At 48.2% G+C, this 26501-nt stretch carries 24 protein-coding genes; 16 read left to right on the top strand and 8 right to left on the bottom strand.

Annotated elements, in window-relative coordinates; all coding sequences use genetic code 11:
* Positions 1-10: 10 nt before the first annotated feature.
* The gene (gene msrB / locus WBG78_RS05910; RefSeq protein WP_337325466.1) at positions 11-466 is read right to left on the bottom strand and encodes a peptide-methionine (R)-S-oxide reductase MsrB; all 456 of its coding nucleotides are present in this window, start codon (positions 464-466) and stop codon (positions 11-13) included.
* 126 nt (positions 467-592) lie between these two features.
* Between msrB and galK the strand changes: the two genes are divergently transcribed.
* The 4 genes from galK (at position 593) to WBG78_RS05890 (ending at position 5881) form a co-directional block, all read left to right on the top strand.
* Positions 593-1783: a galactokinase gene (galK, locus tag WBG78_RS05905; RefSeq protein WP_337325465.1), complete on the top strand. Its 1191-nt coding sequence runs from the start codon at positions 593-595 to the stop codon at positions 1781-1783.
* Positions 1784-1917: 134 nt separating this feature from the next.
* A complete protein-coding gene (locus tag WBG78_RS05900; protein ID WP_337325464.1) occupies positions 1918-3099 on the top strand; it encodes an aldose epimerase family protein in 1182 nt (393 codons plus the stop codon).
* Positions 3100-3106: 7 nt separating this feature from the next.
* Complete coding sequence (locus WBG78_RS05895) at positions 3107-4024, top strand: alpha/beta hydrolase (RefSeq protein ID WP_337325463.1); 918 nt, start codon at positions 3107-3109, stop codon at positions 4022-4024.
* Positions 4025-4045: 21 nt separating this feature from the next.
* Positions 4046-5881, top strand: a complete 1836-nt coding sequence (locus tag WBG78_RS05890) for a glycoside hydrolase family 2 protein (RefSeq protein ID WP_337325462.1) — start codon at positions 4046-4048, stop codon at positions 5879-5881.
* A 3-nt stretch (positions 5882-5884) separates the two neighbouring features.
* Here WBG78_RS05890 and WBG78_RS05885 read toward each other — a convergent pair whose 3' ends face one another.
* Positions 5885-6334, bottom strand: a complete 450-nt coding sequence (locus tag WBG78_RS05885; protein ID WP_337325461.1) for a hypothetical protein — start codon at positions 6332-6334, stop codon at positions 5885-5887.
* Between the two features lie 283 nt (positions 6335-6617).
* Between WBG78_RS05885 and WBG78_RS05880 the strand changes: the two genes are divergently transcribed.
* Entirely contained in the window at positions 6618-7133 is a 516-nt protein-coding gene (locus WBG78_RS05880; protein WP_337325460.1) for a CotH kinase family protein, read from the top strand.
* A 7-nt stretch (positions 7134-7140) separates the two neighbouring features.
* Here WBG78_RS05880 and WBG78_RS05875 read toward each other — a convergent pair whose 3' ends face one another.
* Together WBG78_RS05875 and WBG78_RS05870 are read right to left on the bottom strand one after the other, a co-directional pair.
* On the bottom strand, positions 7141-7920 hold the full coding sequence (locus WBG78_RS05875) for an exodeoxyribonuclease III (protein ID WP_337325459.1): 780 nt from the start codon (positions 7918-7920) through the stop codon (positions 7141-7143).
* A gap of 104 nt (positions 7921-8024) precedes the next feature.
* Positions 8025-8177 carry a hypothetical protein gene (locus tag WBG78_RS05870; protein ID WP_337325458.1) on the bottom strand — a complete coding sequence of 51 codons (153 nt, stop codon included), beginning with the start codon at positions 8175-8177 and terminating at the stop codon, positions 8025-8027.
* Between the two features lie 420 nt (positions 8178-8597).
* Between WBG78_RS05870 and hisS the strand changes: the two genes are divergently transcribed.
* The 5 genes from hisS (at position 8598) to WBG78_RS05845 (ending at position 14926) form a co-directional block, all read left to right on the top strand.
* A complete protein-coding gene (gene hisS, locus WBG78_RS05865) occupies positions 8598-9986 on the top strand; it encodes a histidine--tRNA ligase (RefSeq protein ID WP_337325457.1) in 1389 nt (462 codons plus the stop codon).
* Between the two features lie 48 nt (positions 9987-10034).
* Complete coding sequence (gene hutH / locus WBG78_RS05860) at positions 10035-11534, top strand: histidine ammonia-lyase (RefSeq protein ID WP_337325456.1); 1500 nt, start codon at positions 10035-10037, stop codon at positions 11532-11534.
* Positions 11527-13422: a T9SS type B sorting domain-containing protein gene (locus WBG78_RS05855; RefSeq protein WP_337325455.1), complete on the top strand. Its 1896-nt coding sequence runs from the start codon at positions 11527-11529 to the stop codon at positions 13420-13422. Before hutH ends, WBG78_RS05855 begins: the two co-directional genes overlap by 8 nt.
* A gap of 152 nt (positions 13423-13574) precedes the next feature.
* Positions 13575-13910, top strand: coding sequence for a YbaB/EbfC family nucleoid-associated protein (locus WBG78_RS05850; RefSeq protein ID WP_337325454.1), 336 nt, complete (start codon positions 13575-13577; stop codon positions 13908-13910).
* The gene (locus tag WBG78_RS05845) at positions 13907-14926 is read left to right on the top strand and encodes a glycosyltransferase family 2 protein (protein WP_337325453.1); all 1020 of its coding nucleotides are present in this window, start codon (positions 13907-13909) and stop codon (positions 14924-14926) included. Before WBG78_RS05850 ends, WBG78_RS05845 begins: the two co-directional genes overlap by 4 nt.
* Here the strand turns inward: WBG78_RS05845 and WBG78_RS05840 are convergent.
* Positions 14920-15258, bottom strand: a complete 339-nt coding sequence (locus WBG78_RS05840; RefSeq protein WP_337325452.1) for a PspC domain-containing protein — start codon at positions 15256-15258, stop codon at positions 14920-14922. The two genes, WBG78_RS05845 and WBG78_RS05840, sit on opposite strands and share 7 nt — an antisense overlap.
* Before the next feature lie 84 nt (positions 15259-15342).
* Here WBG78_RS05840 and WBG78_RS05835 point away from each other — a divergent pair, with 84 nt between their 5' ends.
* Together WBG78_RS05835 and WBG78_RS05830 are read left to right on the top strand one after the other, a co-directional pair.
* Entirely contained in the window at positions 15343-17121 is a 1779-nt protein-coding gene (locus WBG78_RS05835) for a tetratricopeptide repeat protein (protein WP_337325451.1), read from the top strand.
* A gap of 101 nt (positions 17122-17222) precedes the next feature.
* A complete protein-coding gene (locus tag WBG78_RS05830) occupies positions 17223-18296 on the top strand; it encodes a pyruvate dehydrogenase complex E1 component subunit beta (protein WP_337325450.1) in 1074 nt (357 codons plus the stop codon).
* Here the strand turns inward: WBG78_RS05830 and WBG78_RS05825 are convergent, their stop codons facing one another.
* Together WBG78_RS05825 and WBG78_RS05820 are read right to left on the bottom strand one after the other, a co-directional pair.
* The gene (locus tag WBG78_RS05825) at positions 18297-18815 is read right to left on the bottom strand and encodes a hypothetical protein (RefSeq protein ID WP_337325449.1); all 519 of its coding nucleotides are present in this window, start codon (positions 18813-18815) and stop codon (positions 18297-18299) included.
* A gap of 219 nt (positions 18816-19034) precedes the next feature.
* Positions 19035-19781 (bottom strand): lipopolysaccharide kinase InaA family protein, encoded by a 747-nt coding sequence (locus tag WBG78_RS05820; protein ID WP_337325448.1) that lies wholly within the window; start codon positions 19779-19781, stop codon positions 19035-19037.
* A gap of 27 nt (positions 19782-19808) precedes the next feature.
* Between WBG78_RS05820 and WBG78_RS05815 the strand changes: the two genes are divergently transcribed.
* From WBG78_RS05815 to WBG78_RS05805, 3 genes are read left to right on the top strand one after another with little or no spacing between them, the layout of a single operon-like run.
* Positions 19809-20009 carry a hypothetical protein gene (locus WBG78_RS05815; RefSeq protein WP_337325447.1) on the top strand — a complete coding sequence of 67 codons (201 nt, stop codon included), beginning with the start codon at positions 19809-19811 and terminating at the stop codon, positions 20007-20009.
* Between the two features lie 3 nt (positions 20010-20012).
* A complete protein-coding gene (locus tag WBG78_RS05810; protein WP_337325446.1) occupies positions 20013-21050 on the top strand; it encodes a glycosyltransferase family 9 protein in 1038 nt (345 codons plus the stop codon).
* 42 nt (positions 21051-21092) lie between these two features.
* Positions 21093-22466, top strand: coding sequence for a methyltransferase RsmF C-terminal domain-like protein (locus WBG78_RS05805; RefSeq protein ID WP_337325445.1), 1374 nt, complete (start codon positions 21093-21095; stop codon positions 22464-22466).
* 132 nt (positions 22467-22598) lie between these two features.
* Here WBG78_RS05805 and WBG78_RS05800 read toward each other — a convergent pair whose 3' ends face one another.
* Positions 22599-23732, bottom strand: a complete 1134-nt coding sequence (locus WBG78_RS05800; protein ID WP_337325444.1) for an MFS transporter — start codon at positions 23730-23732, stop codon at positions 22599-22601.
* 118 nt (positions 23733-23850) lie between these two features.
* On the opposite strand from WBG78_RS05800, the gene WBG78_RS05795 reads away from it, so the two are divergent.
* Complete coding sequence (locus tag WBG78_RS05795; protein ID WP_337325443.1) at positions 23851-26487, top strand: valine--tRNA ligase; 2637 nt, start codon at positions 23851-23853, stop codon at positions 26485-26487.
* Positions 26488-26501 lie beyond the last annotated feature (14 nt).

Here is a 26501-nt window from a genome sequence, read left to right as displayed (position 1 = left end):
CCATTGAGTTTTACAGTGCTACGTCCGACTTCGCAAGGCGGATAGAAGCACTATTGATACAAAAGCGCAGTCCTGAAGGCTTCGGCCCATCGGGGAAGACATGTCCCAGGTGGCAGTCGCATACGGCGCACATCACCTCTACACGGGTCATGCCATAACTGTAGTCGGCCTCATACTTAATAACATTCTCCTTTACCGGCTCAGTAAAGCTTGGCCATCCCGTTCCTGACTCAAATTTTTGGGTGGAGTCAAAAAGCGGTGTATCACAACACCGGCATGCATAGAGACCGGGCTCGTGGGCCTCGCAGTACTCACCTGTAAAGGCGCGCTCAGTTCCCTTTCGCCTCGTAATACGGTATTCATCAGGCGTTAACAATTGTTGCCATTCCGCGTCCGACTTTTCAACCCGTGTGTCTGGCTGCGGGCTGCCATTCTTGGCATAGTTCAAAACATCTGTCCATTTCATACCGAAATAACATTTATGAGATCGTCCTTAGTTCCGGCAATATACAGGCCATAAACACCCCTAATATCCGATCATTAATTATCAAAGAATAATATCTTTGAGGATTATGATGAACTATTCCATTTCATGAGCCATTCACGCGAAAGGATGGCGATGCATCCGTTGGCGACGAAGGTTCGCGAAGCATACATTAGACTCCATGGCTCAGAACCGCTTCTGGTTCGTTCACCGGGACGCATTAATCTGATTGGAGAACATACCGACTACAACGACGGATTTGTGATGCCGGCCGGTATAGACCGCGAAATGGTGTTTGCTATTGGCCGGTCGAAGGACAAAACGTCCAGCCTTCACGCTCTTAAGCATGGGCAAACCTACGAATTCGACATTCAGAATCCCGTGCGTGTAGCCCACCCGGTCTGGGCCAACTACATGCTTGGCGTACTTCATCAGTATAAAGAAAAGGGTTTGAAAATGGACGCACTGCACTGCGTTGTTGACGGTGATGTCCCTACCGGAGCAGGACTTTCATCTTCGGCCGCACTGGAGTGTGGTTTTGCATTTGGCGTTGATCACCTTCACCAGTTTAAACTGCCGCGTTTAGAGATGGTCCATACAGCACAATGGTCGGAGCACCAATACGTCGGAGTGATGTGCGGCATTATGGATCAGTTTGCCAGCATGATGAGCATGGCTGATAAGGCATTTATGCTCGACTGCCGGTCACTGGAATACCATTATTTCCCACTGGATCTTAAAGACTATACGCTTGTTTTGTGCGATACCATGGTAAAGCATTCCCTCGCCTCTTCCGGGTACAATACGCGGCGACAGGAGTGTGAAGAGGGTGTAAGAATACTCCAAAGCTACTATTCCGACGTTAAAAGTTTGCGCGATGCAACGCTATCTCAAATCGAACAGCATCGCTCCGAACTTGGCGACGTTGTTTACAGGCGATGCCGGTATGTGGTGGAAGAGAATGCCCGCGTCCATGAGGCCGCAAACCATCTTGCCAAAGGAGATTTGATCGCTTTCGGGCAACGCATGTATGAAAGCCATCGGGGGCTTTCCCAAATGTATGAGGTTAGCTGTGATGAACTTGACTACATGTTTGAACTGGCCCAGAAACATCCAGACGTTATAGGCGCGCGCATGATGGGTGGCGGATTTGGCGGGTGCACGATCAACCTGGTGCAACGTTCGGGCATTGATGACTTCATTTCTACCTTGCAGGCCTCATATCGCAGGAAATTCGGAGTCGACATGGGCCACTATATTGTGAAGCTGGTCAATGGAACAAGTGTTATAGACAACTAGCGGTTGCGATTCAAATCACAAACGTTATCAGTGGTTAGTATTTTTCGCCGGAATTGTGATAGTTTTAGTCAATTGTGTTAAACCGTTCTGCTTGGTCCGTCTAAATAAAAATCTCATTTATCAATTTCTCCCGCATGAAAAATCACTTTCTTCGCATAGCTGTGTTGAACCTTGGAGCTATGCTGATAGCTGCCTGCAATGCTCCGAAAAAAGATACTTCAACAACTGAACCCGTTAAAGACTCGGTGGCCGCTGTAGCGTCAATATCTGAAACTTCGTTTGGTACTCTGCCCGACGGGACGCCGCTCAAGCTGTTTAAGCTGCGCAATGCATCAGGCATGGAAGCCGACATCACCAATTATGGTGGCATCATTACATCAATCAGGACAGCTGATCGCAATGGAAAGTTCGAAGACGTCGTGCTTGGCTACGATTCACTCGCCGGTTATCTCAAGGCACCCTCATTCTTTGGTGCACTGGTGGGCCGCTACGGAAACCGAATTGCAAAAGGGAAGTTTAAACTCGACGGCAAAACATATACGCTCGTTCAAAACAACGGTAAGAACCATCTTCACGGTGGAAAGGTCGGTTTCGACAAAGTTGTATGGGCCCCGGTGGCATCATCAACTCCTGACTCTGCATCTCTGAAGCTGACGTATCTCAGCAAGGATATGGAAGAAGGTTATCCGGGCAATCTCCAGGTCACTGTTACGTACACCCTGACCAACGACAATGAGCTAAAAATATACTATGAGGCCACGACAGACAAACCTACCGTTGTGAACCTCACAAATCACTCCTACTTCAACCTCACGGGTAATACCAAACGCAATATCCTCGGTCACACGCTTCAGCTGAACGCTTCAAAGTTTGTTCCGGTTGATGATGGTCTCATACCAACCGGAGAAATCAAACCCGTAAAAGGAACGCCTTTTGATTTCACCCAACCGGCAGTGATTGGAGCAAGGATCAATGACAACGACGCCCAAATCAAGATCGGCCGTGGGTATGACCATTGTTATGTGTTCGACAAACCGCTTGGAAGCTACGCTCACATTGCAACACTTTCTGATTCAACCAGCGGTCGTCAGATGGATGTGTTTACTTCCGAGCCCGGCACGCAACTGTATTCAGGTAATTTCCTGGACGGCTCAGTTACCGGTAAATTCAACACCGTGTATGCACAGCGTTACGCGGTATGTCTGGAAACACAACACTTCCCCGATTCACCGAACAAGCCGGAGTTCCCTTCTGTTGTGCTGAAGCCCGGCGAAGTGTACAAGACGAGAACTACCTATCAGTTTTCAGCCAAATAACCTGTCTATGAATTCCTGCTTCAGACTGTTTTGCCTGGCGGCGCTTTTGACTTCATTCATGACTACAGCTAATTCACAATCCATCATTAAACTATATGCAGATCGTATTCCGAACGAGATTGCAGGGCCCGATGAGGAGAAGAAAGCTGAAGACGGCATTGTCAGAATCAGTAACATTTCACGGCCAACTCTGACGGTCTATCTTCCACCGAAAGAAAAGGCCAATGGTGCAGCTGTGGTTCTATGTCCCGGAGGCGGATATGGCATCAATGCATTCAAACACGAAGGTACTGATGTCGCCGAAGCATTGAACAAAGCTGGCATTGCCTGCTTTATCCTTAAGTATCGACTGCCTTCTGATAAGATCATGAAGGACAAGCGCATTGGTCCGCTTCAGGACGCGCAGCAAGCCATGCTCTTAGTGAGAAGCCGCGCCAAAGAGTTTAATGTTGATCCCAACAAGATCGGTATTGCCGGCTTTTCTGCTGGCGGCCATCTGGCTTCAACTGCCGGAACACACTACAAAGAAGTATTGGTAGATAACTCAGCAAAGGTTAGCGCACGCCCTGATTTTATGATACTTCTCTATCCGGTGATCAGCTTCAGCGACAGTATCGGTCACATTGGATCCCGCACGAATCTCATCGGAGCCACGCCATCGGCAAGCGATGTGAAACTCTACTCCAATGAACTGCAAATCACCGCAGACACTCCGCCAACATTTCTGATGCACGCAGGCGATGATAACGTCGTGAAAGTGGCCAACAGCATCCATTTTTATGAGTCGTTGCAGCGTCACAATGTACCAGCCGAACTGTTCATTTATCCGAAAGGAGGACATGGTTTTGGTTTGGTGAATCCCACATCTCCCGATAGGTGGCTCGACCGTTGCCTTGACTGGATGCGATCCAACAAATGGATATAGTGCGTTTAAAGTAATACCCACATGAAAAAAATTCTATCAGTAGTACTGATATCGCTTGCCCTATGCGCAAATGGCCAGTCGTCATGGAAAATGGCGGAGGGAAAGATTGCTACAACCTGGGCAGCACAGGTTAATGCTTCGAACCCATTACCCGAGTATCCCCGGCCACAGCTCGTGCGCCAAGGCTGGACAAACCTCAACGGCCTATGGGACTATGCGATACGACCTGCAAATGACACCACACCTTCTTCGTTTGATGGCAAGATCCTGGTTCCCTTCGCCGTCGAAGCCGCCTTGTCTGGCGTAGGTAAAAATGTTGGTGCAGAGAATAAGCTCTGGTATAAAAGAACAGTCACCTTACCTGCAAACTATAAAGGCAAAAACGTGTTGTTACACTTCGGGGCTGTTGACTGGCGCTGCGAAGTGTTTGTCAACCGAAAGTCAGCAGGTAAACACGAAGGAGGCTATGATCCTTTCTCTTTTGATATTACTCCCCTGCTTCGCAAAGGAGCACAGGAAATTGTGGTGTCCGTGTGGGACCCATCTGACGATGGACCTCAGCCAAGAGGTAAACAGGTAAAAAAACCTCATGCCATCTGGTACACACCCGTAACCGGCATATGGCAAACGGTATGGCTGGAGCCAGTTCCGCAGTCTTATATTATGTCCACACGCCACGTGCCCGACATCGACAAGAGTACTTTACAGGTCACCACCATAATTAACAACCTTCAGGCTGGCGATAAACTGAAGGTAACAGCTCTGAAAGACGCTAAGGTAGTGGCAGAGGAAACCTGGAGCGGCATGGCCGGAACCATCACCATTCCTAATGCACAACTGTGGTCTCCCAGTAATCCCGTCCTGTATGACCTGCAGTTCACTCTTATCAGAAAGAACAAAGTGATCGACGTGGTAAAGAGTTACTTCGCTATGCGCAAGATTTCAATCGGCACTGACAACAATGGCATTCAGCGCATGCTATTGAACAATGCTTTCCTCTTTCACTTTGGTCCGCTCGATCAGGGATGGTGGCCCGACGGCCTGTACACTGCTCCTACCGACGAGGCGTTGAAGTTCGACATTGAGAAAACGAAAGACATGGGCTTCAACATGATCCGTAAACACGTCAAGGTTGAGCCAGCCCGCTGGTATTATCACTGCGATAAACTGGGTATGCTTGTTTGGCAGGATATGCCGAGCGGCGACATGGGAAATACATGGGAGCCCAGGCCTGCCATTCTCGGTAAGGGGACTTCGAAGGATCGTACACCTGAATCTGAAAAGATCTTCAAGACTGAATGGAAGGCTATCATGGACGCCTGCTTTAACTTCCCATCAATAGTCGTTTGGGTGCCTTTCAATGAAGCATGGGGTCAGTTCAAAACTGAAGAGATTGTTAACTGGACCATGGAGTATGATCACTCACGCCTTGTTAATACGGCGAGTGGTGGAAATTTCCATCCTGTAGGACACATCTTGGACCTGCACAACTATCCCGAACCCGTGATGCCTGATCCTGAGATCTTCGGAAAAGATCGTGTTGTTGTACTTGGCGAGTATGGAGGCTTAGGGCTACCGTTAGAAGGACACACGTGGCAGACGAAAGACAACTGGGGATATCAGAGTTTTACTACTAACGAAAAACTATTGGAACAATACAAATCGTTCATCCTCCGCCTGGAACCCCTAATCTCGAAGGGCCTGAGCGCTGCAGTTTACACTCAAACTACAGATGTTGAAGTTGAGACCAACGGCCTGATGACCTATGATCGCCAGGTCATTAAAATGCCAGCTGCAACTTTGCATGCTGAGCATCAGCGATTATACAATCCGGGACTCGTTACTATCAGGAACTGATAACTACCGCTTTGCGGCGGCCTTCGTACAGACTGTCCTTAATTTGTCATACTGATCAAACTGTGAGCGATCGAACTCGAATGCCCTGCCATCTTTGAGGATAAGTGTGAACGTATCGCGAAAGGAGCTTTTCCGGGTACCGGTGCCGCTTTGCTGAGACTTCACTTCGGCAATGTCATCAAACGAGATGACGTTGCTATGTCTCTGAAAAACGTAGGTAATGATGATCGCTTTGGTATTCACGTCCACGGCCTTCATAGAAGAGAAGAAACCGATCAACGGAAAAGGAAGCAGGATCAGCATCAGGAATGCAAGCCAAAGATGTACGGAGGTGAAGTCGATTCCGCCTGCAAGGGAACGACTGATTGACCAGCCCAATAACGCAAGGATGCCAACTATCCCGGCCACGTTAGCGACATAATATTGCCAGCGGGTTTTTGTCGTGAACTTCATAGTCAGGTTGGTTTTACCTTTGCTTGTTACCGGGAAACTTCCCAGGACGCGAAAGTACTTAATCCATGTCTGCTGGTCTATTCTTGGCTATTCCTTATATTCGATAGCTACATCACCTTCAGTCTTTGAAAACGGTCGCTTGTTCATGTGTACTGGTATTGCTCAGTCTGCAGTACCTGTCAGCGCAGGTTGACAGACAACTGCAATTCAGCAAGCCGGCGACTCCTGATGCCAGCAATACCAACACTATATCATTCCGGATTCCAACTAATGAGCTGCGCGCTTGCTCGATCTGCATAGCTATTTCAGCTGGCTGGCGTTCAATCATCTGTTCCAAAATGCCGATTACGCTGACGAAGCCTATTTCATGTGGAATCCTCAGAAATCAAAATTCGAGATTATCCCCTGGGACTTTGACGATCTGCTCCAGGGACATCCTCATGAAGGTGCTGAAGTGCGCGGCCGAACCCAGGGTGATAAGCTACTGTTTTCCCTTGAAGACGAACTCGACAAGAAAATAGCTGCTGACTCCTATCTGTATGGAAAATACCTGCAGGCATATAACGAGCTCCTGAATAAATTGACTGACGAACAACTGCGTGATGTGCTGGCCAGGGTTTATAACGAAGTATCGCCCTACTATCTTCAACCAGATATCATTGGTCAGTCACAGTATGATCGCTATGGCAAAACTGATCTTGGCATGTTGGAAGGAGACCTGTATACTATTTATCAGTATATCTCTGTTAAGTCGAAGGAGCTAAGGTCAACCATTGCACCGCAGCTACCAGCCGAATAGCTGCCACTTAATTGTCAATCGTGATATCCATTCCAACCGGGCAATGGTCTGATCCCATATACTCATTAAAGATCATCGAATCTTTGACTCTGTCGGCCCATGATTCGTTCACCAGAAAATAGTCGATCCTCCAGCCGGTATTCTTTGCCCGGGCATTGGTGACGTAGTTCCAGTAGGTGTACTTCACTTCCTGCGGATATAAGCGGCGGAACGTATCGACGAAACCGCTTTCGAGCAGCCGCGTAAATCCGTCTATCTCCACCTGCGTATAGCCGGCAGACTTGTTGTAGTTTGATTTAGCATTGGCAATATCAATAGGTTGATGGGCAACATTCAGATCGCCGCAGACAATTACAGGTTTCCGTCGCCTGAGCCAGTTGAGATAATAGGTGAACTGCGCATCCCAACGCGACCGGTAGTCGAGGCGTTGAAGCCCTTCGCCGGAGTTGGGTGTATAAACTGTAACAAGAAAATAAGTAAGATATTCAGCTGTGATCACTCGTCCTTCCTGATCGTATTCCTCTACGCCCATATCGTAAGAAACATTGAGTGGTTCTGTACGCGACAAAATTGCCGTGCCGCTATAGCCCTTCCGCGCTTTGGAAGAATTGACGTACACGTGATATCCCGCCAGAGCAGTAAGCGTCTGCATCACTTCATCATATCCACCCTTTGTCTCCTGCATGCAAAAGACATCGGGGTTCATGGCACTCACGTCCTGAAGGAAGTCTTTCTTGATGATTGACCGGATTCCATTCACATTCCAGTTGATGAAGCGCTGAGTCATAACAAATAAATATCGATGAGTCGTCAGAAAGTCTGCAATGTGCAAAAAAAGAAAGTCCTGCCTCGCATGACGAAGCAGGACTTTCCATATCGTTTATACAATGATTACTTCTTCTTTGCCTTGAATTCTTCCTTGATCTTTTCGACATCAACGTTCTTGATCACAGGTTGAAAATTCTGATTCTTCAAAGTTTGACGTCTAACTGCAGCCTTTGCTTTGTCCTTCCGTGCTTTTCTCTTGTATCTGGTGATCGCCATACGTGTATTCTTTAAGGAGCGCAAAAATAGATTGTTTTTTACCATCTCCCAACTAATTTCAGAAAATTTTCCGATTCTCATTCCCATAGCGGCGGAGCTTCCACTGTTCCACCCCCCTTTGGCAACAACGCCTTGCATTTATGCCCCTACAAACGTTGTATCGGGGCCCAATCGTCTGTTCCCGGACATGCCTTCTATGTAACCTGGTATTAACCTCCTCTTCCATCGGTATCAAACCCGTATCAAACCCGTATTAGACCCGTATCAGACCCGTATCAGACCCGTATCAGACCCGTATCAGACCGGTGTCTCATTGCTCTTGTATTCGTCCCTTACTGGTTCCATTATCTTCCCGGACCCAACGCACAAATCTAAACGTTGGTCTTTCACCAATAGCCCTAATTCCTACATTTGCGGCGCATGGAGAAGCCAACACTACCTCAGGGAACGCGCGATTTTGGTCCGGCCACGATGGCCAAAAGGCAATTTATTCTGAACCATATCCGAACTGTCTTCCAATTATTTGGATTTCAGCCCCTTGAGACGCCGGCCATGGAGAACCTTACAACGTTAACAGGGAAATACGGCGAAGAGGGCGATCAACTCCTGTTCAAGCTCCTCAACTCCGGGGACTACCTCAAAAAGGAAAAAAACGGCAGCTTTCTGATTAACGACAGCCTGCTTCAGGAGCGCGACTCCAGAAAACTCACCACCAAAATTGCAGAAAAGGGGCTGAGGTACGACCTGACCGTGCCGTTTGCACGATACGTGGTCATGAATCGTTCAGAAATTGCCTTTCCGTTCAAGCGCTTTCAGATACAACCGGTCTGGCGAGCCGACCGGCCCCAAAGAGGTCGCTACCGTGAATTCTATCAGTGTGACGCCGACGTTGTAGGTACCAACTCGCTCATCTGCGAAGTGGAGATCATCCTTATGATCCGCGAGGTGTTTCGCCGTCTGAACATAACGGACTATTCCATTAAGATTAACCATCGCGCTATCCTGTCCGGAATTGCTGAAGCCGTTGGTGCGCTCGACAAACAAACTGCACTCTTTGTTGCCATTGATAAGAGAGACAAGATCGGTGACGAAAAGGTAAAGGAGGAACTGATCGCAGCTGGCTTCAGTGAAGAATCCATTGCCGGCCTGTTCACGATCCTTTCAATCAAAGGATCAACCATTAACAAACTAACATTCCTCACGTCCAGGTTTGGAAGCAATAACCAGGGCCATCGTGGTATTCTCGACCTGCAGGAGGTTTTAAATCTCCTTGAGAGTTTCGGTGTAACTGATGAGCATCTGGACTTCGATGTCTCTCTGGCAAGGGGGCTTAGCTATTACACAGGCTGCATCTTTGAAGTTAAAGTGCACAATACGAGTCTCGGCAGTGTAAGCGGGGGCGGTCGCTACGACAATCTCACCGCGGCTTTCGGTGACAAAGATAATCTCTCGGGAGTAGGGTTCTCGTTTGGTGTCGACCGGCTGTACGACGCGCTTGAGGAGTTGCAGCTGTTTCCGAAAGAAGCTCAGCAGTCGTCGAAAGTATTGATCTGTCACTTCGACGAAGCCAGCCAGTTATACGGATTAAAACTTTTGAATCAGCTTCGTGCCAATGGCATTGCGGCCGAGGTATATCCTGATCATGCCAAGATCAAGAAACAGCTGGATTATGCCAACCGAAAGATGATCGCGTACACTATTGTGATTGGATCGGACGAAATGGAGAGCGGGCTGCTGGCACTTAAAGACATGAACCTCGGAGAACAAAAGAAGTTGTCACTCGATGATATTGTGAAGGCGCTGCAGTAGGAAGTGAATAAGTAAAGTATTCCGCTAACTTTGTTCACAACTGGAACTATGTCCGTGCACATTATATCAGCAGAGCAACTTACCCTTCAGTCGATCGCGATATTCCTTTCGGGTGGAGTGACCGTTGAACTCTCTGATTCTTCCAAAGAGAAGATATCAAAGTGCCGTTCATACCTTGACGAAAAGCTAAAGAATTCAACGCAGCCGATCTACGGAATCAATACTGGTTTCGGTTCTCTGTACAACAGAAACATCTCGACCAATCAACTGGAGACGTTGCAGGAGAACCTCGTGAAATCTCATGCATGCGGGACGGGGCCTGAAGTTCCTCAGGAAATCGTTCGTCTGATGTTGCTTCTGAAAATTCAGTCGCTGTCATACGGCTATTCAGGTGTACAACTCGGGACAGTTCAGCGACTGGCGGATATGCTGAATCAGAATGTACTGCCGCGCGTTTTTGAAATGGGCTCATTGGGGGCCTCGGGAGATCTTGCTCCCCTGGCGCACCTCACACTTCCATTGCTCAATGAAGGCGAAGTTTTTTTCAACGGAGAGCCTGTTGCTTCAGCTATCGTGAGTGAGCGCCTGGGCTGGCCACGTCTTCATCTCGCTGCAAAGGAAGGTCTCGCATTACTCAATGGTACTCAGTTTATGAGTGCGTACGGTGTGTGGATATGTCATCATGCTCAGCGCCTTTTGCATCTGGCTTCACGCATAGGAGCTCTTTCGCTCGACACCTTCGACGGCAGGCCCGATCCATTTGAAGATGATGTTCACGCCATCCGGCCACATAACGGGCAGCGAAGGATCGCGGCATCGATCCGTGAAATGCTTCAGGGAAGCGAATTGATTACACAACCGAAGAAGCACGTGCAGGACCCCTACTCGTTCCGTTGCATTCCTCAGGTTCATGGTGCCAGTGCTGATGCCATCGACTATGCCACGAATGTATTTCTGATTGAGATTAACAGTGTCACTGACAATCCCAACGTGTTTCCCGACGAAGATAAGATCGTATCGGCCGGCAACTTTCACGGACAACCATTGGCCCTGGCCCTCGACTTTATCGCGATCGCCCTTTCAGAACTTGGAAGCATTTCAGAGCGCCGAACCTATCAGCTGATCAGCGGATTGCGCGACCTGCCTGCTTACCTGGTGGCTAATCCCGGTATCAACTCCGGACTGATGATTCCCCAGTATACCGCCGCATCACTGGTCAGTCAGAATAAGCAACTCTGCTCGCCGGCGAGCGTCGATTCAATTGTGTCATCGAACGGGCAGGAAGATCATGTGAGCATGGGGGCCAACGCTGCTACAAAAGCCTTCAGAATTGTACAAAATGCCTATTCGATACTGGCTATTGAGCTCATCACGGCATGTCAGGCGCTGACGTTCCGGCGTCCCTTGAGGACTTCTGTCGTACTGGAGGAATTTGTGCATAATTTTAGGCAAGAGGTGCCGTTTATAGAAGACGATCGTGTACTTCACAAGGATATTCAAAACGCAGAAACATTTCTTAAAAGCCCGAAAGCCCTGCACAATGCTTAGAATCATAATCATGTTTGCATTGTGTATGGCATCACTGGGTGTGCTGGCTCAGCCCTATGTCAGTGATAAGGGACGCTTTCAGGTGGATCAGATCAGTGGATGTGCGCCGTTCACCGTCAATGTCACCATCATACCTCCCTACGCCTGCAACGGAGCAACACCCTGTGACATGGACTACGAATTTCCAGTCCTTATTGACTTTGAGCAAAACGATTTTGATCATACGTATCTGCAGCCCGGAACATATACACTTCGAATACTTTTTCAAACGCAGGGGTTTGATCAAATCACTATTAACGTATTGCCGAATATTCAACCTGCCATCCAGGTTTTTAAATGCAGCTCAAACGGGATTCAACTGACGATACCCGATAACAACTACGATGAGTATGTAGTTGATTACAACAATGACGGTACACCTGAACAGGTGGTTCCCAAGAATGTTTCAGCAAAGTACTCATACACCTACCCTTCCGCCGGCTCGAAGATCCTGAGCGTCCACGGACGAAATATTGGTGCCGCCGACAATTGCAACAAAACATTATTTCCCATTGCCGCTTCGGGTTCATTGGCAACGCCTACGATCAGTCAACTTCAGGTTACTGACGCTTCCACTATACGTTTAGACTTTGCAAACATTGAACAGAACGTACTGTATAAACTTGAAGTGGCCACCAATGCAGGAACGTTTCAACCCTATCGCGACGTCTATAACTCGTCGATGCAGACCATTACCGGACTCAATGTGAATAGCAATTATTACTGTTTCCGGCTGGGCGCCTTTGACCCCTGCAGTAATTCCGTTATTGCCTATTCAAATATCATCTGCAGTGCCGACTTCGATGCAACAGCCATCAACGGCGCCAACCGTCTTATCTGGCGGACCAATAGCACGGGCGTTAGTGCTTACAACTTCAGTAGAAATCCTTCCGGCACGACTGCCATTTCTGCTACACCTCCTCAAACATCACTGGACGATACCGACGTGTTATGCAACGAGGAGTATTGTTATCAGCTTACTACGGTTTACACCAATGGAAGCCGAAGCATCTCGCTTGAATCCTGCGCTACCGCCTTTACCAGTCAGCAGCCTGCAACACCACAGAATATTTCCATTCAGATAACGGGGACGACCAGCCTGGACCTTCAATGGTCGCAGGACATTCTCTACAAGCCCGCTGAATATACGGTCTTCAAAAACAATGTTGAATTCGGAAAGACCAAGGACCAGATCATAAGTGATAACGCCTTTCTGGTTAACGCTCCCGAATGCTATGCCGTTTCGTACGTTGATGAATGCGGCAATAAGAGTACGTTAAGTGCAGCAGCCTGTCCACTCATACTCACCGCAGTCTTGCAGGACGATAACTCAGTAGTACTATCATGGAATGCATACGCTGGCTGGGTTAATGGTGTGGATCATTACACTGTTGAACGTTATGACGAGGACGGGCAATTATTAACGTCGGTTGACGCAGGCAATGCTCTTACAATAACCGATTCAGATCCTGACCCTAATAATCAGGTCATTGCCTATCGCATACTCGCGACTGCGGTCGATGGAACGGTCGTAGAGTCTATCTCGAATCAGGTGGTAATCATCAAACAACCGAACATCTATCACCCCAATACCTTCACGCCAAATAATGACGGACTGAACGACACATTCAAAGTGATGAGCCAGTATACGGAGACAGTCGAGTTTATGGTTTTCAATCGCTGGGGCGAGATGCTGTTCTATACTACTGACCTTACTGTTGCCTGGGATGGAACTTATAAAGGCGACGCTGTACCAGAAGGCACTTACACATTCAGAGCATTCCTCACTGACATGGCTGGGGTGAAATACGAGAAATCGGGAAACGTCGTCGTGTTGAGAAAGAGATAGCCAGTTAGTCCTTAGTCCTGAGTCCTGAGTATTTAGTTGGGCAAGGAATCACGGAACCGTTCCTTAAAAAAACCCGGATGTTCCCTACTAAGGACTAAGGACTAAGGACTCAATACTATTTTCTTACCTTCGCCTCTTAAAGATATCAGCTTATGTTCGACATGATGAAAATGATGGGCAAGATGAAAGAGGTTCAGGCCCGCATGAAGGAAGCACAGGACAATTTGGGAAAGATCCGCGTTCAGGGAGAATCTGGTGCAGGGCTTGTCAAGGCGACGGTTACCGGTAAGAAGCAACTGATCTCCCTTGAGATCGACAATTCACTCATGAAGGGAGATGATAAAGCAATTCTTCAGGACCTGATTGTGGCGGCTGTTAACAAAGCCAATGATGAAGCGGAGGTCGTGGCGAAGGAAGAGATGAGAAAGAGCACGGAAGGATTGCTGCCCAACATACCCGGTTTGGATCTTACAGGAATGATGGGATGAGCCGCACGGCCATTGTCATCCTTAATTACAACGGCGAACAACTGCTGGAGAAATTCCTTCCGACTGTAGTCTCACATTCATCGGAAGCAGAGGTGATCGTAGCCGACAATGCATCGACTGATGAATCACTTTCCTGGATAAGACAACATTGTCCCTCGGTCCGCATCATTGCTCTTGATCAGAACTACGGATTCTGTGGCGGATATAATCGGGCACTGCGCGAGGTGAATGCCGATTATTTCTTACTGCTCAACTCTGACATTGAGGTTACTGCCGGATGGCTGCCTCCGCTCCTGAATGTTCTCGATCGTTACGCTGATGTTTCAGCAGTACAGCCGAAGATCCTCTCCTATCACCGCCGAAATGAGTTTGAACATGCAGGTGCTGGTGGAGGATTCATCGACTATCTGGGCTATCCTTATTGCCGGGGGCGCATCTTCGACACAGTTGAAAAAGATGTGGGCCAGTACAATGATGAGCGTCCGGTCTTCTGGAGTTCCGGGGCGTGCATGCTGATCCGCTCAAAGTCATTCCATCAGTTCGGCGGTTTTGATGAAGACTACTTTGCCCACATGGAAGAGATCGATCTCTGCTGGAAGCTTCATCGGGATAACCAACGGATCATGTACTGCGGCAGCAGCGTCATCTACCACGTCGGCGCGGGTACACTTGCCTATGGAAGTCCCAGGAAAGTGTTCTTGAATTTCAGGAACGGGTTGTTCATGTTATTCAAACATCTTTCAGGAATGCAGCTGGTCACGAGGATGCCCGTGCGAGTGATCCTTGACATCGTGGCTGCTTTAAGATTTTTCGTCGCGGGTGAGTGGTCCAATGGCGCAGCAGTTGTCCGAGCACATGGGGAATTTTTCCTCAAGCTGGGGAGAGAGATACGGAAGAGACGAACAATACAGTCTCACTATCCCCGGTATTCGGGGGAAGGAATGAAAGAAGGATCAATAGTTTTTGAATATTATGTGAGAGGACACAAGACCTTCGATCGGTTAAGAGATCAATAGTCCCAGATAGGTGTACGACGGCGGAGATGTTTCCGCATATTAACGATAAACGCCAGTGACAGATAGATAATAACCGGTGATCCGAAAGTTATGAACGAAGCGTAGATGAAGAACAGTCTGATGCTCGATGTTGCAACACCGAGGAATTCTCCGAGCTGAGCACACACACCAAAGGAGTAACGTTCGAAGAAGTCCCGAACCTTATCCATCGTGTGCGTCAGATCAACTTTCTCTTTCATACCCTTCAACTCTCGTATAGGTTGATTCATCGACGAATTGCAACTAATGCAAATATAACGCTCGGGCTTCCTGAAAATGTCGGAAAGCTTCATTATTTTTTGAGTATAATTGCAAAAATTTTCGCATAGGCATTACTTTTGCGAAACCTGAAAATCAACCAAAAACTAAAAAATCCAATGAGAAAAGTAGTTTACTCATTCTTGATCTGCGGTACACTGAGCCTCGCGGGTTGTACGCTACCCAAGATGGTAAAGATGTCTAAAGAGCAACAGTTGACGGTTACTCCAAATCCGCTCGAAGTTCACAAGGACACTGTTGCGTTCGATATGGCAGCTAACCTTCCTGTTAAAATGTTGAAGAAAGGAACTGTTTACACAGTTAACACTTTCTACAAGTATGGCACGAACGAAGTTGCACTCGATCCTATTCCGTTCAAGGCTGAAGACTACCCTAACTCTAGCACAGAACAACCTAAAGTTACGAAGAGCTTCTTCTTCCCTTACGCTCCTGCAATGAAGACTCCTGGTACTCTCGAAGTACAAGGCGTAGCTTCTAAGGGTGAGAAGTCTAAGTCGACTGAAAGAATGCCTGTTGCCACTGGTATCATCGCTACGTCTAAGCTTGTGAAGCCTGTGTTCTTCGCAGCATTTGCAGACCACGGTTACAACAACCAGGAAGAACTCGTTCCTGTGATCATTCCTGATTTCATCTTCGAGCAAGGTCGCTCTGTCCTCAGGACTACTGAAATCCGCAGCCCTAAAGGCAAGCAACTTGATGCCTTCATCGCAAGCAAGAATGCTACGCGCACAGTAACGATCACTGGTACCCACTCACCTGAAGGTGCTGAGCGTATCAACTCAAAACTTTCTCCAGACCGCGCCGCGGCAATCGAGAAGTTCTACCGTACAGAAATGAAGAAGTACGACTATAAGGGCAAAGCAGATTCTATCAGCTTTATCCTGAAGCCTGTTATCCAGGACTGGGCGAACTTCAAAGATGTATTGGCTAACTACAACGGCATCTCTTCAGAAGAGAAAGCTGAGTATCTGAACATCATCAACGGCGGTGGTACTTTCGAATCACAAGAGAAGGATATGAAGAAACTGAAGACTTATAAGAAAGTTTTCAAAGATGTATATCCTAAACTCAGAACTGCCAAGACTGAGATCCTCGTAGTAAAAGATAAGAAGACAGACGCTGAGATGTCAGTTCTTTCTAAGCAAGTAACACAAGGTGCTCTTTCTGCAGATACTCTTTCTTTCGAAGAGATGATGTACTCTGCTACACTCACTCCTTCACTCGAAGAGAAAGTAGCGATCTACGAAGCAGCAACCAAGAAAGGTTCAAACTGGAATGCACACAACAACCTGGCAGCTGCTTACCTGGCGCAGGCTCTTGAAAACCCTAGCAACGCGGCTGCACTGGCTGATAAGGCTCAGGCTCAACTGGACATCGCTGCCAGACTGAACCCTGCACCAGAAGTACACGCTAACCTCGCTTCTGTTAGCGCTATCAAAGGCAATGCGTACGCTGCATACAACCACGCTGCTAAAGCGCTTAGCTCAGGTCTGACTGGCGACAACGCAGCAGGTGTTAACGGTGTGAAAGGTTATGCTGAGATCGTTAAGGCTCAGTACGCTGCTGCAGTTTCTTCAGAATCTGCTGCCGCTGACAACGCTGACAACCTCTTCAACAAAGGTCTTGCTCAGGTGTTGAACAAGGACTACCAGAACGCATTGACTTCATTCCGTGAAGCAACTGCTAAGAACAGCAACCTCGCTGTAGCTTACTACGGTGCTGCTATTGCTTCTGCTCGTCTTGGTAACGCCGACAACGTTGTGAGCAATCTGTCAAGCGCAGTTAAGGCTGATCCTTCTTTGAAGGAAGCCGCTCTTGCTGACCTCGAATTCAGCAAGTTTGCTGCTCAGGAATCTTTCAGGAATGCATTGAAGTAATTTCTCATCATTGGAATAAAAAAAGGGCCCGTTCGCGGGCCCTTTTTATTTGGTGATTATTGATTTGCTGAATTTGGTGCCAGTCGGGCGAAGCCGACTTGATGCCTGGCTGCCAGCGGTCAAAGAATTCTGTGGAAAGCTTTTATTCTGAGCACAGGGCGCCTATTTTTGCGCCTTTACGAACAATTGTTAATATGAGAGAGATACAATTCCGGGAAGCCCTTCGCGAGGCACTGAGTGAAGAAATGCGCAGGGATCAGAGCGTGTTCCTGATGGGTGAAGAAGTCGCCGAATACAATGGCGCCTACAAGGTCAGCCAGGGCATGCTGGCGGAATTTGGGCCTGAGCGCGTACTGGATACGCCTATCTCGGAACTAGGCTTTGCCGGCATTGGTGTTGGCGCAGCAATGAATGGACTCCGCCCGGTTATCGAGTTCATGACTTTCAACTTCTCGCTGGTAGCCATCGATCAGATCATCAATGGTGCGGCCAAGATCCTCTCCATGTCTGGTGGTCAATACAGTGCCCCTATCGTGTTCCGTGGCCCTACAGGTAACGCCGGCCAGCTCGGAGCACAGCACTCTCAAAACTTCGAAAACTGGTTCGCCAACTGCCCTGGACTGAAGGTTGTTGTGCCCTCAAACCCATATGATGCCAAGGGCCTCCTTAAGGCGTCTATTCGTGATAACGACCCAGTCATCTTCATGGAATCTGAAGTTATGTACGGCGATAAGATGGAAGTTCCCCAGGAAGAATACATCATTCCTATCGGCCTCGCAGATATCAAGAAGCAGGGCACTGATGTAACCATAGTTTCTTTCGGCAAGATCATGAAGGTGGCTCTCGCTGCAGCTGCCGAGTTGGAAAAAGAAGGTATCTCCGCGGAAGTAATTGATCTGCGTACCGTTCGCCCTATTGACTACGCTACAGTAGTTGAGTCAGTGAAGAAAACTAACCGCCTCGTCATCGTTGAAGAAGCCTGGCCGTTGTCGTCGATCGCCACTGAAATCACCTATCACGTGCAGAAGCATGCGTTCGATTATCTCGACGCACCTATCCACCGTGTTAATAGTTTTGACGTTCCCCTTCCCTACGCTCCTACACTCATCGAAGCCATCCTGCCCAACATACCTAAGACGGTGAAGGCAGTGAAAGCTGTGATGTACAGAGACTAGTTATTTGTTGATTTGGTGATCTGGTGATTTGGTGATTGGGAGGGATTCCATCTCTTTTGACGCTGAATTACGGTTTGGCCGTTGTTCGTCTTGAACCAGCAGGTCGCTGCGTTTTGGCAGGCGCATCCATCCATATGTGAATATTAATATCACTACCGTGGGGAGCATAAAGGCCCCGAGGCGGAAGCGCAAACCGGTATGGCTATACGTCCAGGCGCTGAAGTCAAGGCCTGTTTTCACCAACTGGACAAAGCTAAGCGCGACCAGCAGTCCAAACAGTATTCCTGTCAACGTAAGCCCTACTGTACGACGCCTCACGAGAAACGTAAATAACTCCATCAGCAGCACGGCAATCGCACACACAATGGTTACTGTCAGCAACGTTCGGGGAAATGACCGAAGGTAGTAATACTTGTAAACGATCAGGCCGATCTTACCCAGCAGGTTGGGCTTCGACAATAAGTATCCGTTCAGAACAATCAATCCAACGACAAGGGAATAAAAGGTCGATCTGCGCATTCGTTAATCGGGTATGTTTGATGTGGCTGACGGATGATCATCGCGTGCGTCACCGTCAGGTTATTGCATATGCTTTGTCTTCCGTAACAGCCTCATAATATAACTGCTACACGGGAATGTGCCTAGTACTCTTCGGCCATGAGATACCTTGACGGACCGATCGAAGATTTATTCGGTGGTTGCCCCTCAGTCTTGTTGTAAAAAGACTCGTCGATGTCGCTATGCGCGGCCAAAGAACTTCTTCAGCTTATGCTTATTCTCCCTGCGCATGACGTCTGCGCGCTTGTAACGAAAGAAGCGTTCGAGACCGACAAACACGTTGACACCCCTTAGCCTGGTATATTCTTCGGCCAGCAAAGTAAGTTGAGTTACAGGCAATCCAAGACGCACAAGGTTCCTGATTCCCTCATTAAAGGAAACCGGGCCGAACTTCATTCGGTTATTGTCGATTAACGCAAACTCAATGCGACCAGCTTGCTGTTGATAGAGGATGTTGCCAACCGAATAGTCGATATGGTAGAGATGCTTCTGATGCATGCTGTAAGTAAAACGGGCAAGCTCGACCATGAGATTCTCCGGTGGGATTACCTTGCCTTCAACAACTTTGGTTAGTGTTGTCAGGCTCGTGTATTCACAGATGAAGTAACTGGCCTGGATCAGAGAATTTCTCCGTACTTCTATATAGGCAATTGGTGTTGGCGTATTGAAACCATTCTGAAGGAGCTTTATGCCATAGTCGTAGGCACGCTGAGCTTTCGATGGATAGAAAAAGCTATAGCGGACCTTGTTCGGAAAGTAGATCCTCCGGTATTGTTTAATCACCAGATGAACACCATCAACTTTGTCCTGTTTGATCAGATTTCGCCCCGCCTCCAGAATCTCACCACGAGATTCCATTTGCTCCGGAACCATTTCCACGTATCGCCTGAGATGCTCAAAACGGGGATTTAATACGATGTTCACCATAAGTGTTTGTAGTGCTGAAGCAAATCCATGCGCCGCTTTAATGGAATGTTGTTGCCGCCCGCCTCGCTTAATGATTTCGTGGCGTTCGCCGGCAAAACGCCGGTTTCAAATCCTGTCATGCCGCTTTGTGCTATGAAAATGGTTATTATTGCCGTCGGATTTTTATCAATCATCAAAGTTAAGACAGTTTTTGTCGATCGCCAGCGCGATTGCTCACGTAAACCCTGACACATGAACATTGGAAGGCGAATAAACGATGCAAGGCGCTTCGTCATGCACCGGGTCGCCGAGGGAATCGGAAAGACCAATCTTTCAAAAGGAGCCATCGACAGCAACCAAGTCAGGCGTGTGCTGATCAGCAGACCGAATCACCGTCTCGGCAACCAGCTTTTACTAACCCCCCTTATACAGGAGCTGACGGAAAGATTTCCAGGCTGCAAGATCGACCTGTTTGTGAAAGGATCTGCAGGACCAATTATCTTCCAAAACTACACGTCCGTAGACCGCATCATGAAGCTCGAGCGGAAGCCCTTTAATCATCTTTTCAATTATCTGAAAGGATGGACGCAACTGCAAAAGTCGACGTACGATTTAGTCATTAATGTCGTTCACAATTCTTCATCGGGAAGAATTGCCGCCCAGTTTGCACGTGGTCGCTTCAAACTATTCTGCGAGGAGGATCCATCCATACTTGAAAAACATCCGGATGCCATACACATGGCAAAGTATCCGGTATACTATCTGCGTAACTATCTACCGGCTGCCTCTGCCGATGACCGGCCAGTCCCACGTGTTGATATGAAACTCAGCGCCGAGGAGCTTAAGATCGGTGCTGCAAAGTTGCACGAGATCGTACCTAACACTAAAAAGTCGATCAGCATCTTCACGTTTGCAACAGGCGACAAAATGTTTGGCACTGATTGGTGGGAGAAATTTTACACTGCGCTTCTCAATGCGTTTCCTGATCACAACATCGTAGAGGTTCTGCCGGTCGAGAATGTATCGCAGCTTAACTTCAAAGCGCCGTCATACTATAGCAAAGACATCCGCGAAATATCAGCATTCATTGCAAACACAGAAGTGTTCATTGGTGCTGATAGCGGAATGATGCACCTGGCCAGTGCTTCCCTTTCTCCAACGTTAGGCCTATTTGCAGTCACAAAATCGGATGTATACGCACCCTATGGCGGAGGGTCCCGGGCAATCAATACTGAACAAACAAGCATTGATGATTTGATTCAACTGATCCGGGGTGCCATCAAACAATAACGAGATCAACAGCAAGCTGACAAATAAAACTTCGAAAGACTGATGCGGGAATGGCCGACTTCGTTTGCTGAAACCATGAAGGCAAAGCTTGGCCCCGAGTGGGAAGCATTTGCCGCGGCACATCAGGAACCTCCACCCGTAAGCATCAGGTTAAACCCACGAAAGCATGCACTCATAAGCACACAAGGTCAGGTGCCCTGGTCGCAATATGGACGGTATCTTCAACGGCGGCCGTCCTTCACCTTTGACCCTACCTTTCATGCAGGCACCTATTACGTTCAGGAAGCCAGTTCCATGTTTCTAGAGCAGGCATTTCTTCAGATCGGAGGAAGCGCTGACAACTTGACCATCCTTGATCTTTGTGCTGCTCCTGGTGGAAAATCCACTCACCTTCTTAGTTTGATGTCTTCAAGCAGCATGCTGGTATCGAACGAAGTTATCGGGGCGCGGGCATCGATACTGTCGGAAAACATTCAGAAGTGGGGTCAGAATAATGTAGTTGTCACGAGCAGCGATCCTCAGCAGTTTAGTTCATTGCAATCGGTTTTCGATATAGCGGTTGTTGATGCTCCGTGTTCCGGAGAAGGTTTGTTTCGCAAGGATCCTGATGCGATGGATTCATGGTCGCCGGAAAACGTCGTGCTATGTTCCCGTCGTCAGCGACGAATATTGGAAGATGTTTGGCCTGCCATCAAGAGAGATGGTTATCTCATTTACGCGACGTGTACTTACAATGAACAGGAAAACGAGGAAAATCTCTCCTGGCTACTCGGACGTGAGGATGCAGAAGGTGTCACGATAAATATCCGTCCCGAATGGAATGTCACTGCAGTTGACCGCCCGGGGCTACAGGGCTATCGGTTCTTCCCTCACAAAGTACAGGGTGAAGGCTTTTTCATGGCCGTTATAAGAAAGACATCGGGTTCCCTTAATACCGGAATGAAGATTTCAGCCGAGCTGCCCCGCATAGCCACTCCGGTACAGGATGAGATCACCAAATGGATTGATGCTCCCGTACGTTTTTTTGCACACAAAGATGAACTGAGGGCGGTCCCCCTTCGGTCGGAAAAGCTGCTTAACATATTGACAAAACATCTTTACATAGTGAATGCAGGAACATTGATAGGCACGGCAAAGCACAACAAGATCGTTCCTGCCCACGCTGCAGCTTTGTCTGTGAATCTCAACCAAAGTCTGTGGCCTACACTGGATGCCGATGAGGAAACTGCAATACGCTATTTGAGAAAGGAACCGATTGACACCACAGGCATGCAGCGGGGTTTCACACTTGTAAGATATCAGGGGCTGGGATTGGGATGGATCAACGTCCTGGATACACGCGCAAACAACCTCTATCCTGCCGAATGGCGAATCCGTGCTCAGTCAAGGGATGAGGAGGGGAAAACGGAGAATTAAGAATTAAGAGTTAAGAATTAAGAATTAGCTAGCAGCCCTCACGGGCTGATTGCCAGCCACGACAGTAGGTCGTGATAGCGAATTCTTAATTCTTAACTCTTAATTCTTAATTTCGATCTGCGGCTGAATACTCTATTGTCCCGCACTCCAGGTCTGTACCGCCTGTATGATTGCTTCCGGCAAGGCTACTGCACTAAAGAATACTCCCACACAAAAGACCTTGTTTTGAGCGTTCGCAAGACTGATTGCAAGCGGGAGAGAGCTGACCGATAGCCACGTATAAGCTGCCATAAACAAAATGGCCATCGCTACGATAACCATGCTGATACTTGCACCTGTTATGAACGCTGCACTTAATGCAACGACCACGATGCTGATCCCGAGAGACCTTGATACACCCAATCGGTTTGTAAGGGAAGTAACAGGAAGCGAAAACAGGGCTGATAATAACAGCAGACCCACGAGAACTATTTTCGGATCCCAGGAACCGATGATATCTGCTGCCTGCTGTACGAGTATAGATGGAAGGAAATTAAAAAGAAACGTTGTTGGTATGCCGAATGCCAGACCCAGACAGAATATCATAGGCAATTTAGATGTAACGGGCACCACTTCTACCGGAGTCTCCATCTCGCGACCATCATTTACACGAAACAGTGCGAGGGAATGCTTCTTCAAAAAGTATCCTGATATAAATACTGCCACTCCACCAGCAATGAATGTCAAGGGAGCGCCAAGAAAATCTATCAGGTCCACAATGACAGGTTCCAAAGCATAAAGGAGATTCGAAACAATGGTGAGAATCGCCATGGCGCGCGGCAATTTGTCGACTGGCGTGAACAGCTCAAGAGTTGATAAAGCAGGACTTGTAAAAAGGCTCATGGCCACCAACCAGCATACGATAAGCACGGGCAGCACCCATTTGAAGATCTCACCCGGCTCGCCTAAAAGGGTAAAAGCAACGGCCATGAAGATCATGGCAGCGAAGCTGATCCCCGATGATATGATAGGCAGACGATGACCTTTTTCAAACCTATAGCGGTCGCCCAGTCTGCCCGCAAGTGGTGGGGTTAGCACCAGGATGATGCCCTGCGTTATGGCCAGGGGAAGCGCGAATTGGGTGAATTGGAATTTTTCAAGGAGCTTGGGCTGGTAGTTCTCATAGGCAATCCAGCCTATTACTACGGAACCATAAAGCGCCGCAAGGCTCCACAGCTGCTTCCAGTGAATCTGAGCTTGTTCGCGGGAGAGGGAAATCGTATTCATTGAGGGGTAATCTGAATTACCCTATATACCGGAAATTCAAAAAAGGTGGCCCGGATAGTTAGAGCACGCGACTTTCAGCCGTTTTCCTTATTTTTGGCGCTCTTTTTACGCTTTTAGCATGCAGCTTTCAACGAAATACGATCCGTCACCGGTAGAGGCGAAATGGTACCAGCACTGGATGGAAGCCGGATATTTCCACTCTACGCCAAACCCTGAAAAGGAACCCTATTGCATAGTGATCCCGCCCCCCAACGTAACGGGTGTGCTTCATATGGGACACATGTTAAATAACACCATTCAGGACATCCTGGTCAGGCGTGCCCGCATGCAGGGTAAGGAAGCCTGCTGGGTACCGGGAACAGACCATGCGTCCATTGCCACCGAAGCCAAAGTTGTGGCCATGTTGCGGGAGCGTGGAATCAAGAAATCCGATCTTACCCGGGAGCAATTTCTCGAATACGCCTGGGAATGGAGAAACAAGTATGGCGGCATCATCCTTCAGCAGTTAAAGAAATTGGGCGCGTCCTGCGACTGGGATCGCACAACGTTCACTATGGATCCGGCGTATTACGAAGCCGTGATTGATGTATTCATTGATCTTCACAAGAAGGGAAACATCTATCGTGGATTGCGTATGGTGAACTGGGACCCTGCAGGCAAGACAGCATTGTCTGATGATGAGGTTATTCACAAAGAAGTAGCATCAAAGCTTTATTACATAAAGTATCCGATAGCCGGAAGTGATAACGAGTTCGTGGTTATCGCAACAGTTCGTCCGGAGACCATTATGGCCGACTCTGCGATATGTGTCAATCCCAACGACCAGCGCTATACGCATCTGAAAGGAAAGAAGGTAACAATTCCTTTGATCGATCGCGAGATACCAATCATTGAAGACGACTATGTGGCGATGGATTTCGGAACTGGTTGCCTCAAGGTCACGCCAGCTCACGACATGAACGACAATGAGCTTGGGAAAAAGCATAATCTGCCGGTCATTGATATTCTCAATGAGGATGGTACGTTGAACGCTGATGCAAAAATATTTGTCGGTGAAGACCGCTTCATTGCGCGTAAGAAGATTGCTAAAGAGCTTGAAGCAAAAGGATTCCTTCAAAAGGCAGAAGACTATACCAGCACGGTGGGATTTTCCGAGCGAACAGATGCTGTAATCGAACCAAGGTTGTCGCTGCAGTGGTTTTTGAAAATGAAGGAGATCACCGTGCCTGCCCATCACAATGTGATGAATGACTATATCCAGCTGATTCCGCCAAAGTTCAAGAATACTTACAATCACTGGATGTCGAACGTTCGTGACTGGTGTATTTCGCGTCAGCTGTGGTGGGGACATCGCATTCCTGCGTGGTATGATGCGGATGGCCATTACGTTGTAGCGAAGACGCACGGAGAAGCGCTGGAACTTTACAGGAAGGACAAGCCGGACTCAAAGACATCGTCGCTTACGCAGGACTCTGATGTTATGGACACCTGGTTTTCAAGCTGGCTATGGCCGATGGCCGTGTTCGATACGACAATCTTCCACGACGGCAACAAAGGCAATGCGGACCTGAACTACTACTACCCTACCAACGACCTCGTTACCGCGCCTGAGATCCTTTTCTTCTGGGTTGCCCGGATGATTATTGCAGGATATGAATACCGTGGTGATAAGCCTTTCAGCAACGTCTATCTCACAGGCATCGTTCGCGATGATCTGGGTAGAAAGATGTCTAAGTCATTGGGCAATTCGCCTGATCCGCTGGATCTGATTTCCCAATACGGCGCCGATGGTGTACGTGCGGGCATGCTATTCAGTTCTCCCGCCGGAAATGATCTCCTGTACTCTGAAAAACTCGTTGAGCAAGGCCGTAACTTCTCCAACAAGATCTGGAATGCATTCCGTCTTGTGCACGGCTGGCAGGTAGACGAGAAGCTCGAACAGAGTGAAGATAATATTACGGCTGTTTCGTGGTTCGAAGAACGAATGACAATCAGTATCAATGAGCTGGAAGATCACTTCTCGAAGTTCAGGATATCGGATGCTCTACACGCAGCCTATAAACTGATATGGACCGACTTCTGCTCATGGTATCTCGAAATGGTGAAGCCCGACTTCGAGAAGCCCGTTGACAAGATCACGTATAACCAAACCGTCGGCTTCTTCAAGACACTCCTTCGGACTTTGCATCCATTCATGCCTTTCATCACGGAGGAATTGTGGAGTCACTTGCGCGACAAGTCGGACGCGGACTGCATCATCGTCGCTCCCTGGCCACCGGCCAAACCATCAACAGTTAAATTCATCGAAGAAAGTGAGCGCGCCTTCCTCGTCATAAAGGAAATCCGTGACTTCCGGAACAAAAAGGGAATATCTCCGAAGGAAACATTAACCCTGCACTGTTCTGAGAATCCTTTCCCCTACTTCGGAGGAATCGTACGGAAGCTTACCAATATCAATGAGTTTCAGGTTAGCAACGATAAGCCTGAAGGTTCAACTCTGATGGCTGGCACGATGGAATTTATCGTTCCTCTTGCAGTAGCCATCGATGTTGAAAAAGAGCTCGAATCGATCGATCGTGAGCTGACCTATCTGCGTGGCTTCCTGGAAACTGTGGACAAGAAACTGTCAAACGAAAAATTCGTTTCAAGTGCGCCGGCAAAGGTCATTGAAACAGAGCGGAAGAAGAAAGCGGATGCGGAGGCGAAGATCGGCGTGCTGGAACAGAGCAGGGAGAAATTAAGAATTAAGAATTAAGAATTATGAATTAG

The sequence above is a fragment of the Chryseolinea sp. T2 genome (assembly GCF_037203685.1).
Taxonomy (GTDB): Bacteria; Bacteroidota; Bacteroidia; order Cytophagales; family Cyclobacteriaceae; genus Chryseolinea.
This window is presented reverse-complemented; position numbering and strand designations above follow the sequence as displayed.

Excerpts from the sequence above, each read along its gene's own strand:
- galK (WP_337325465.1), top strand. The coding sequence starts at position 593 with ATGAGCCATTCACGCGAAAGGATGGCGATGCATCCGTTGGCGACGAAG.
- WBG78_RS05890 (WP_337325462.1), top strand. The coding sequence starts at position 4,046 with ATGAAAAAAATTCTATCAGTAGTACTGATATCGCTTGCCCTATGCGCA.
- WBG78_RS05885 (WP_337325461.1), bottom strand. The coding sequence starts at position 6,334 with ATGAAGTTCACGACAAAAACCCGCTGGCAATATTATGTCGCTAACGTG.
- WBG78_RS05870 (WP_337325458.1), bottom strand. The coding sequence starts at position 8,177 with ATGGCGATCACCAGATACAAGAGAAAAGCACGGAAGGACAAAGCAAAG.
- WBG78_RS05855 (WP_337325455.1), top strand. The coding sequence starts at position 11,527 with ATGCTTAGAATCATAATCATGTTTGCATTGTGTATGGCATCACTGGGT.
- WBG78_RS05815 (WP_337325447.1), top strand. The coding sequence starts at position 19,809 with ATGCGCCGCTTTAATGGAATGTTGTTGCCGCCCGCCTCGCTTAATGAT.
- WBG78_RS05810 (WP_337325446.1), top strand. The coding sequence starts at position 20,013 with ATGAACATTGGAAGGCGAATAAACGATGCAAGGCGCTTCGTCATGCAC.
- WBG78_RS05825 (WP_337325449.1), bottom strand. The coding sequence starts at position 18,815 with ATGCGCAGATCGACCTTTTATTCCCTTGTCGTTGGATTGATTGTTCTG.
- WBG78_RS05895 (WP_337325463.1), top strand. The coding sequence starts at position 3,107 with ATGAATTCCTGCTTCAGACTGTTTTGCCTGGCGGCGCTTTTGACTTCA.
- hisS (WP_337325457.1), top strand. The coding sequence starts at position 8,598 with ATGGAGAAGCCAACACTACCTCAGGGAACGCGCGATTTTGGTCCGGCC.
- WBG78_RS05795 (WP_337325443.1), top strand. The coding sequence starts at position 23,851 with ATGCAGCTTTCAACGAAATACGATCCGTCACCGGTAGAGGCGAAATGG.
- WBG78_RS05800 (WP_337325444.1), bottom strand. The coding sequence starts at position 23,732 with ATGAATACGATTTCCCTCTCCCGCGAACAAGCTCAGATTCACTGGAAG.
- WBG78_RS05845 (WP_337325453.1), top strand. The coding sequence starts at position 13,907 with ATGAGCCGCACGGCCATTGTCATCCTTAATTACAACGGCGAACAACTG.
- WBG78_RS05840 (WP_337325452.1), bottom strand. The coding sequence starts at position 15,258 with ATGAAGCTTTCCGACATTTTCAGGAAGCCCGAGCGTTATATTTGCATT.
- WBG78_RS05830 (WP_337325450.1), top strand. The coding sequence starts at position 17,223 with ATGCCTGGCTGCCAGCGGTCAAAGAATTCTGTGGAAAGCTTTTATTCT.
- WBG78_RS05835 (WP_337325451.1), top strand. The coding sequence starts at position 15,343 with ATGAGAAAAGTAGTTTACTCATTCTTGATCTGCGGTACACTGAGCCTC.
- msrB (WP_337325466.1), bottom strand. The coding sequence starts at position 466 with ATGAAATGGACAGATGTTTTGAACTATGCCAAGAATGGCAGCCCGCAG.
- WBG78_RS05805 (WP_337325445.1), top strand. The coding sequence starts at position 21,093 with ATGCGGGAATGGCCGACTTCGTTTGCTGAAACCATGAAGGCAAAGCTT.
- hutH (WP_337325456.1), top strand. The coding sequence starts at position 10,035 with ATGTCCGTGCACATTATATCAGCAGAGCAACTTACCCTTCAGTCGATC.
- WBG78_RS05850 (WP_337325454.1), top strand. The coding sequence starts at position 13,575 with ATGTTCGACATGATGAAAATGATGGGCAAGATGAAAGAGGTTCAGGCC.
- WBG78_RS05900 (WP_337325464.1), top strand. The coding sequence starts at position 1,918 with ATGAAAAATCACTTTCTTCGCATAGCTGTGTTGAACCTTGGAGCTATG.
- WBG78_RS05820 (WP_337325448.1), bottom strand. The coding sequence starts at position 19,781 with ATGGTGAACATCGTATTAAATCCCCGTTTTGAGCATCTCAGGCGATAC.
- WBG78_RS05875 (WP_337325459.1), bottom strand. The coding sequence starts at position 7,920 with ATGACTCAGCGCTTCATCAACTGGAATGTGAATGGAATCCGGTCAATC.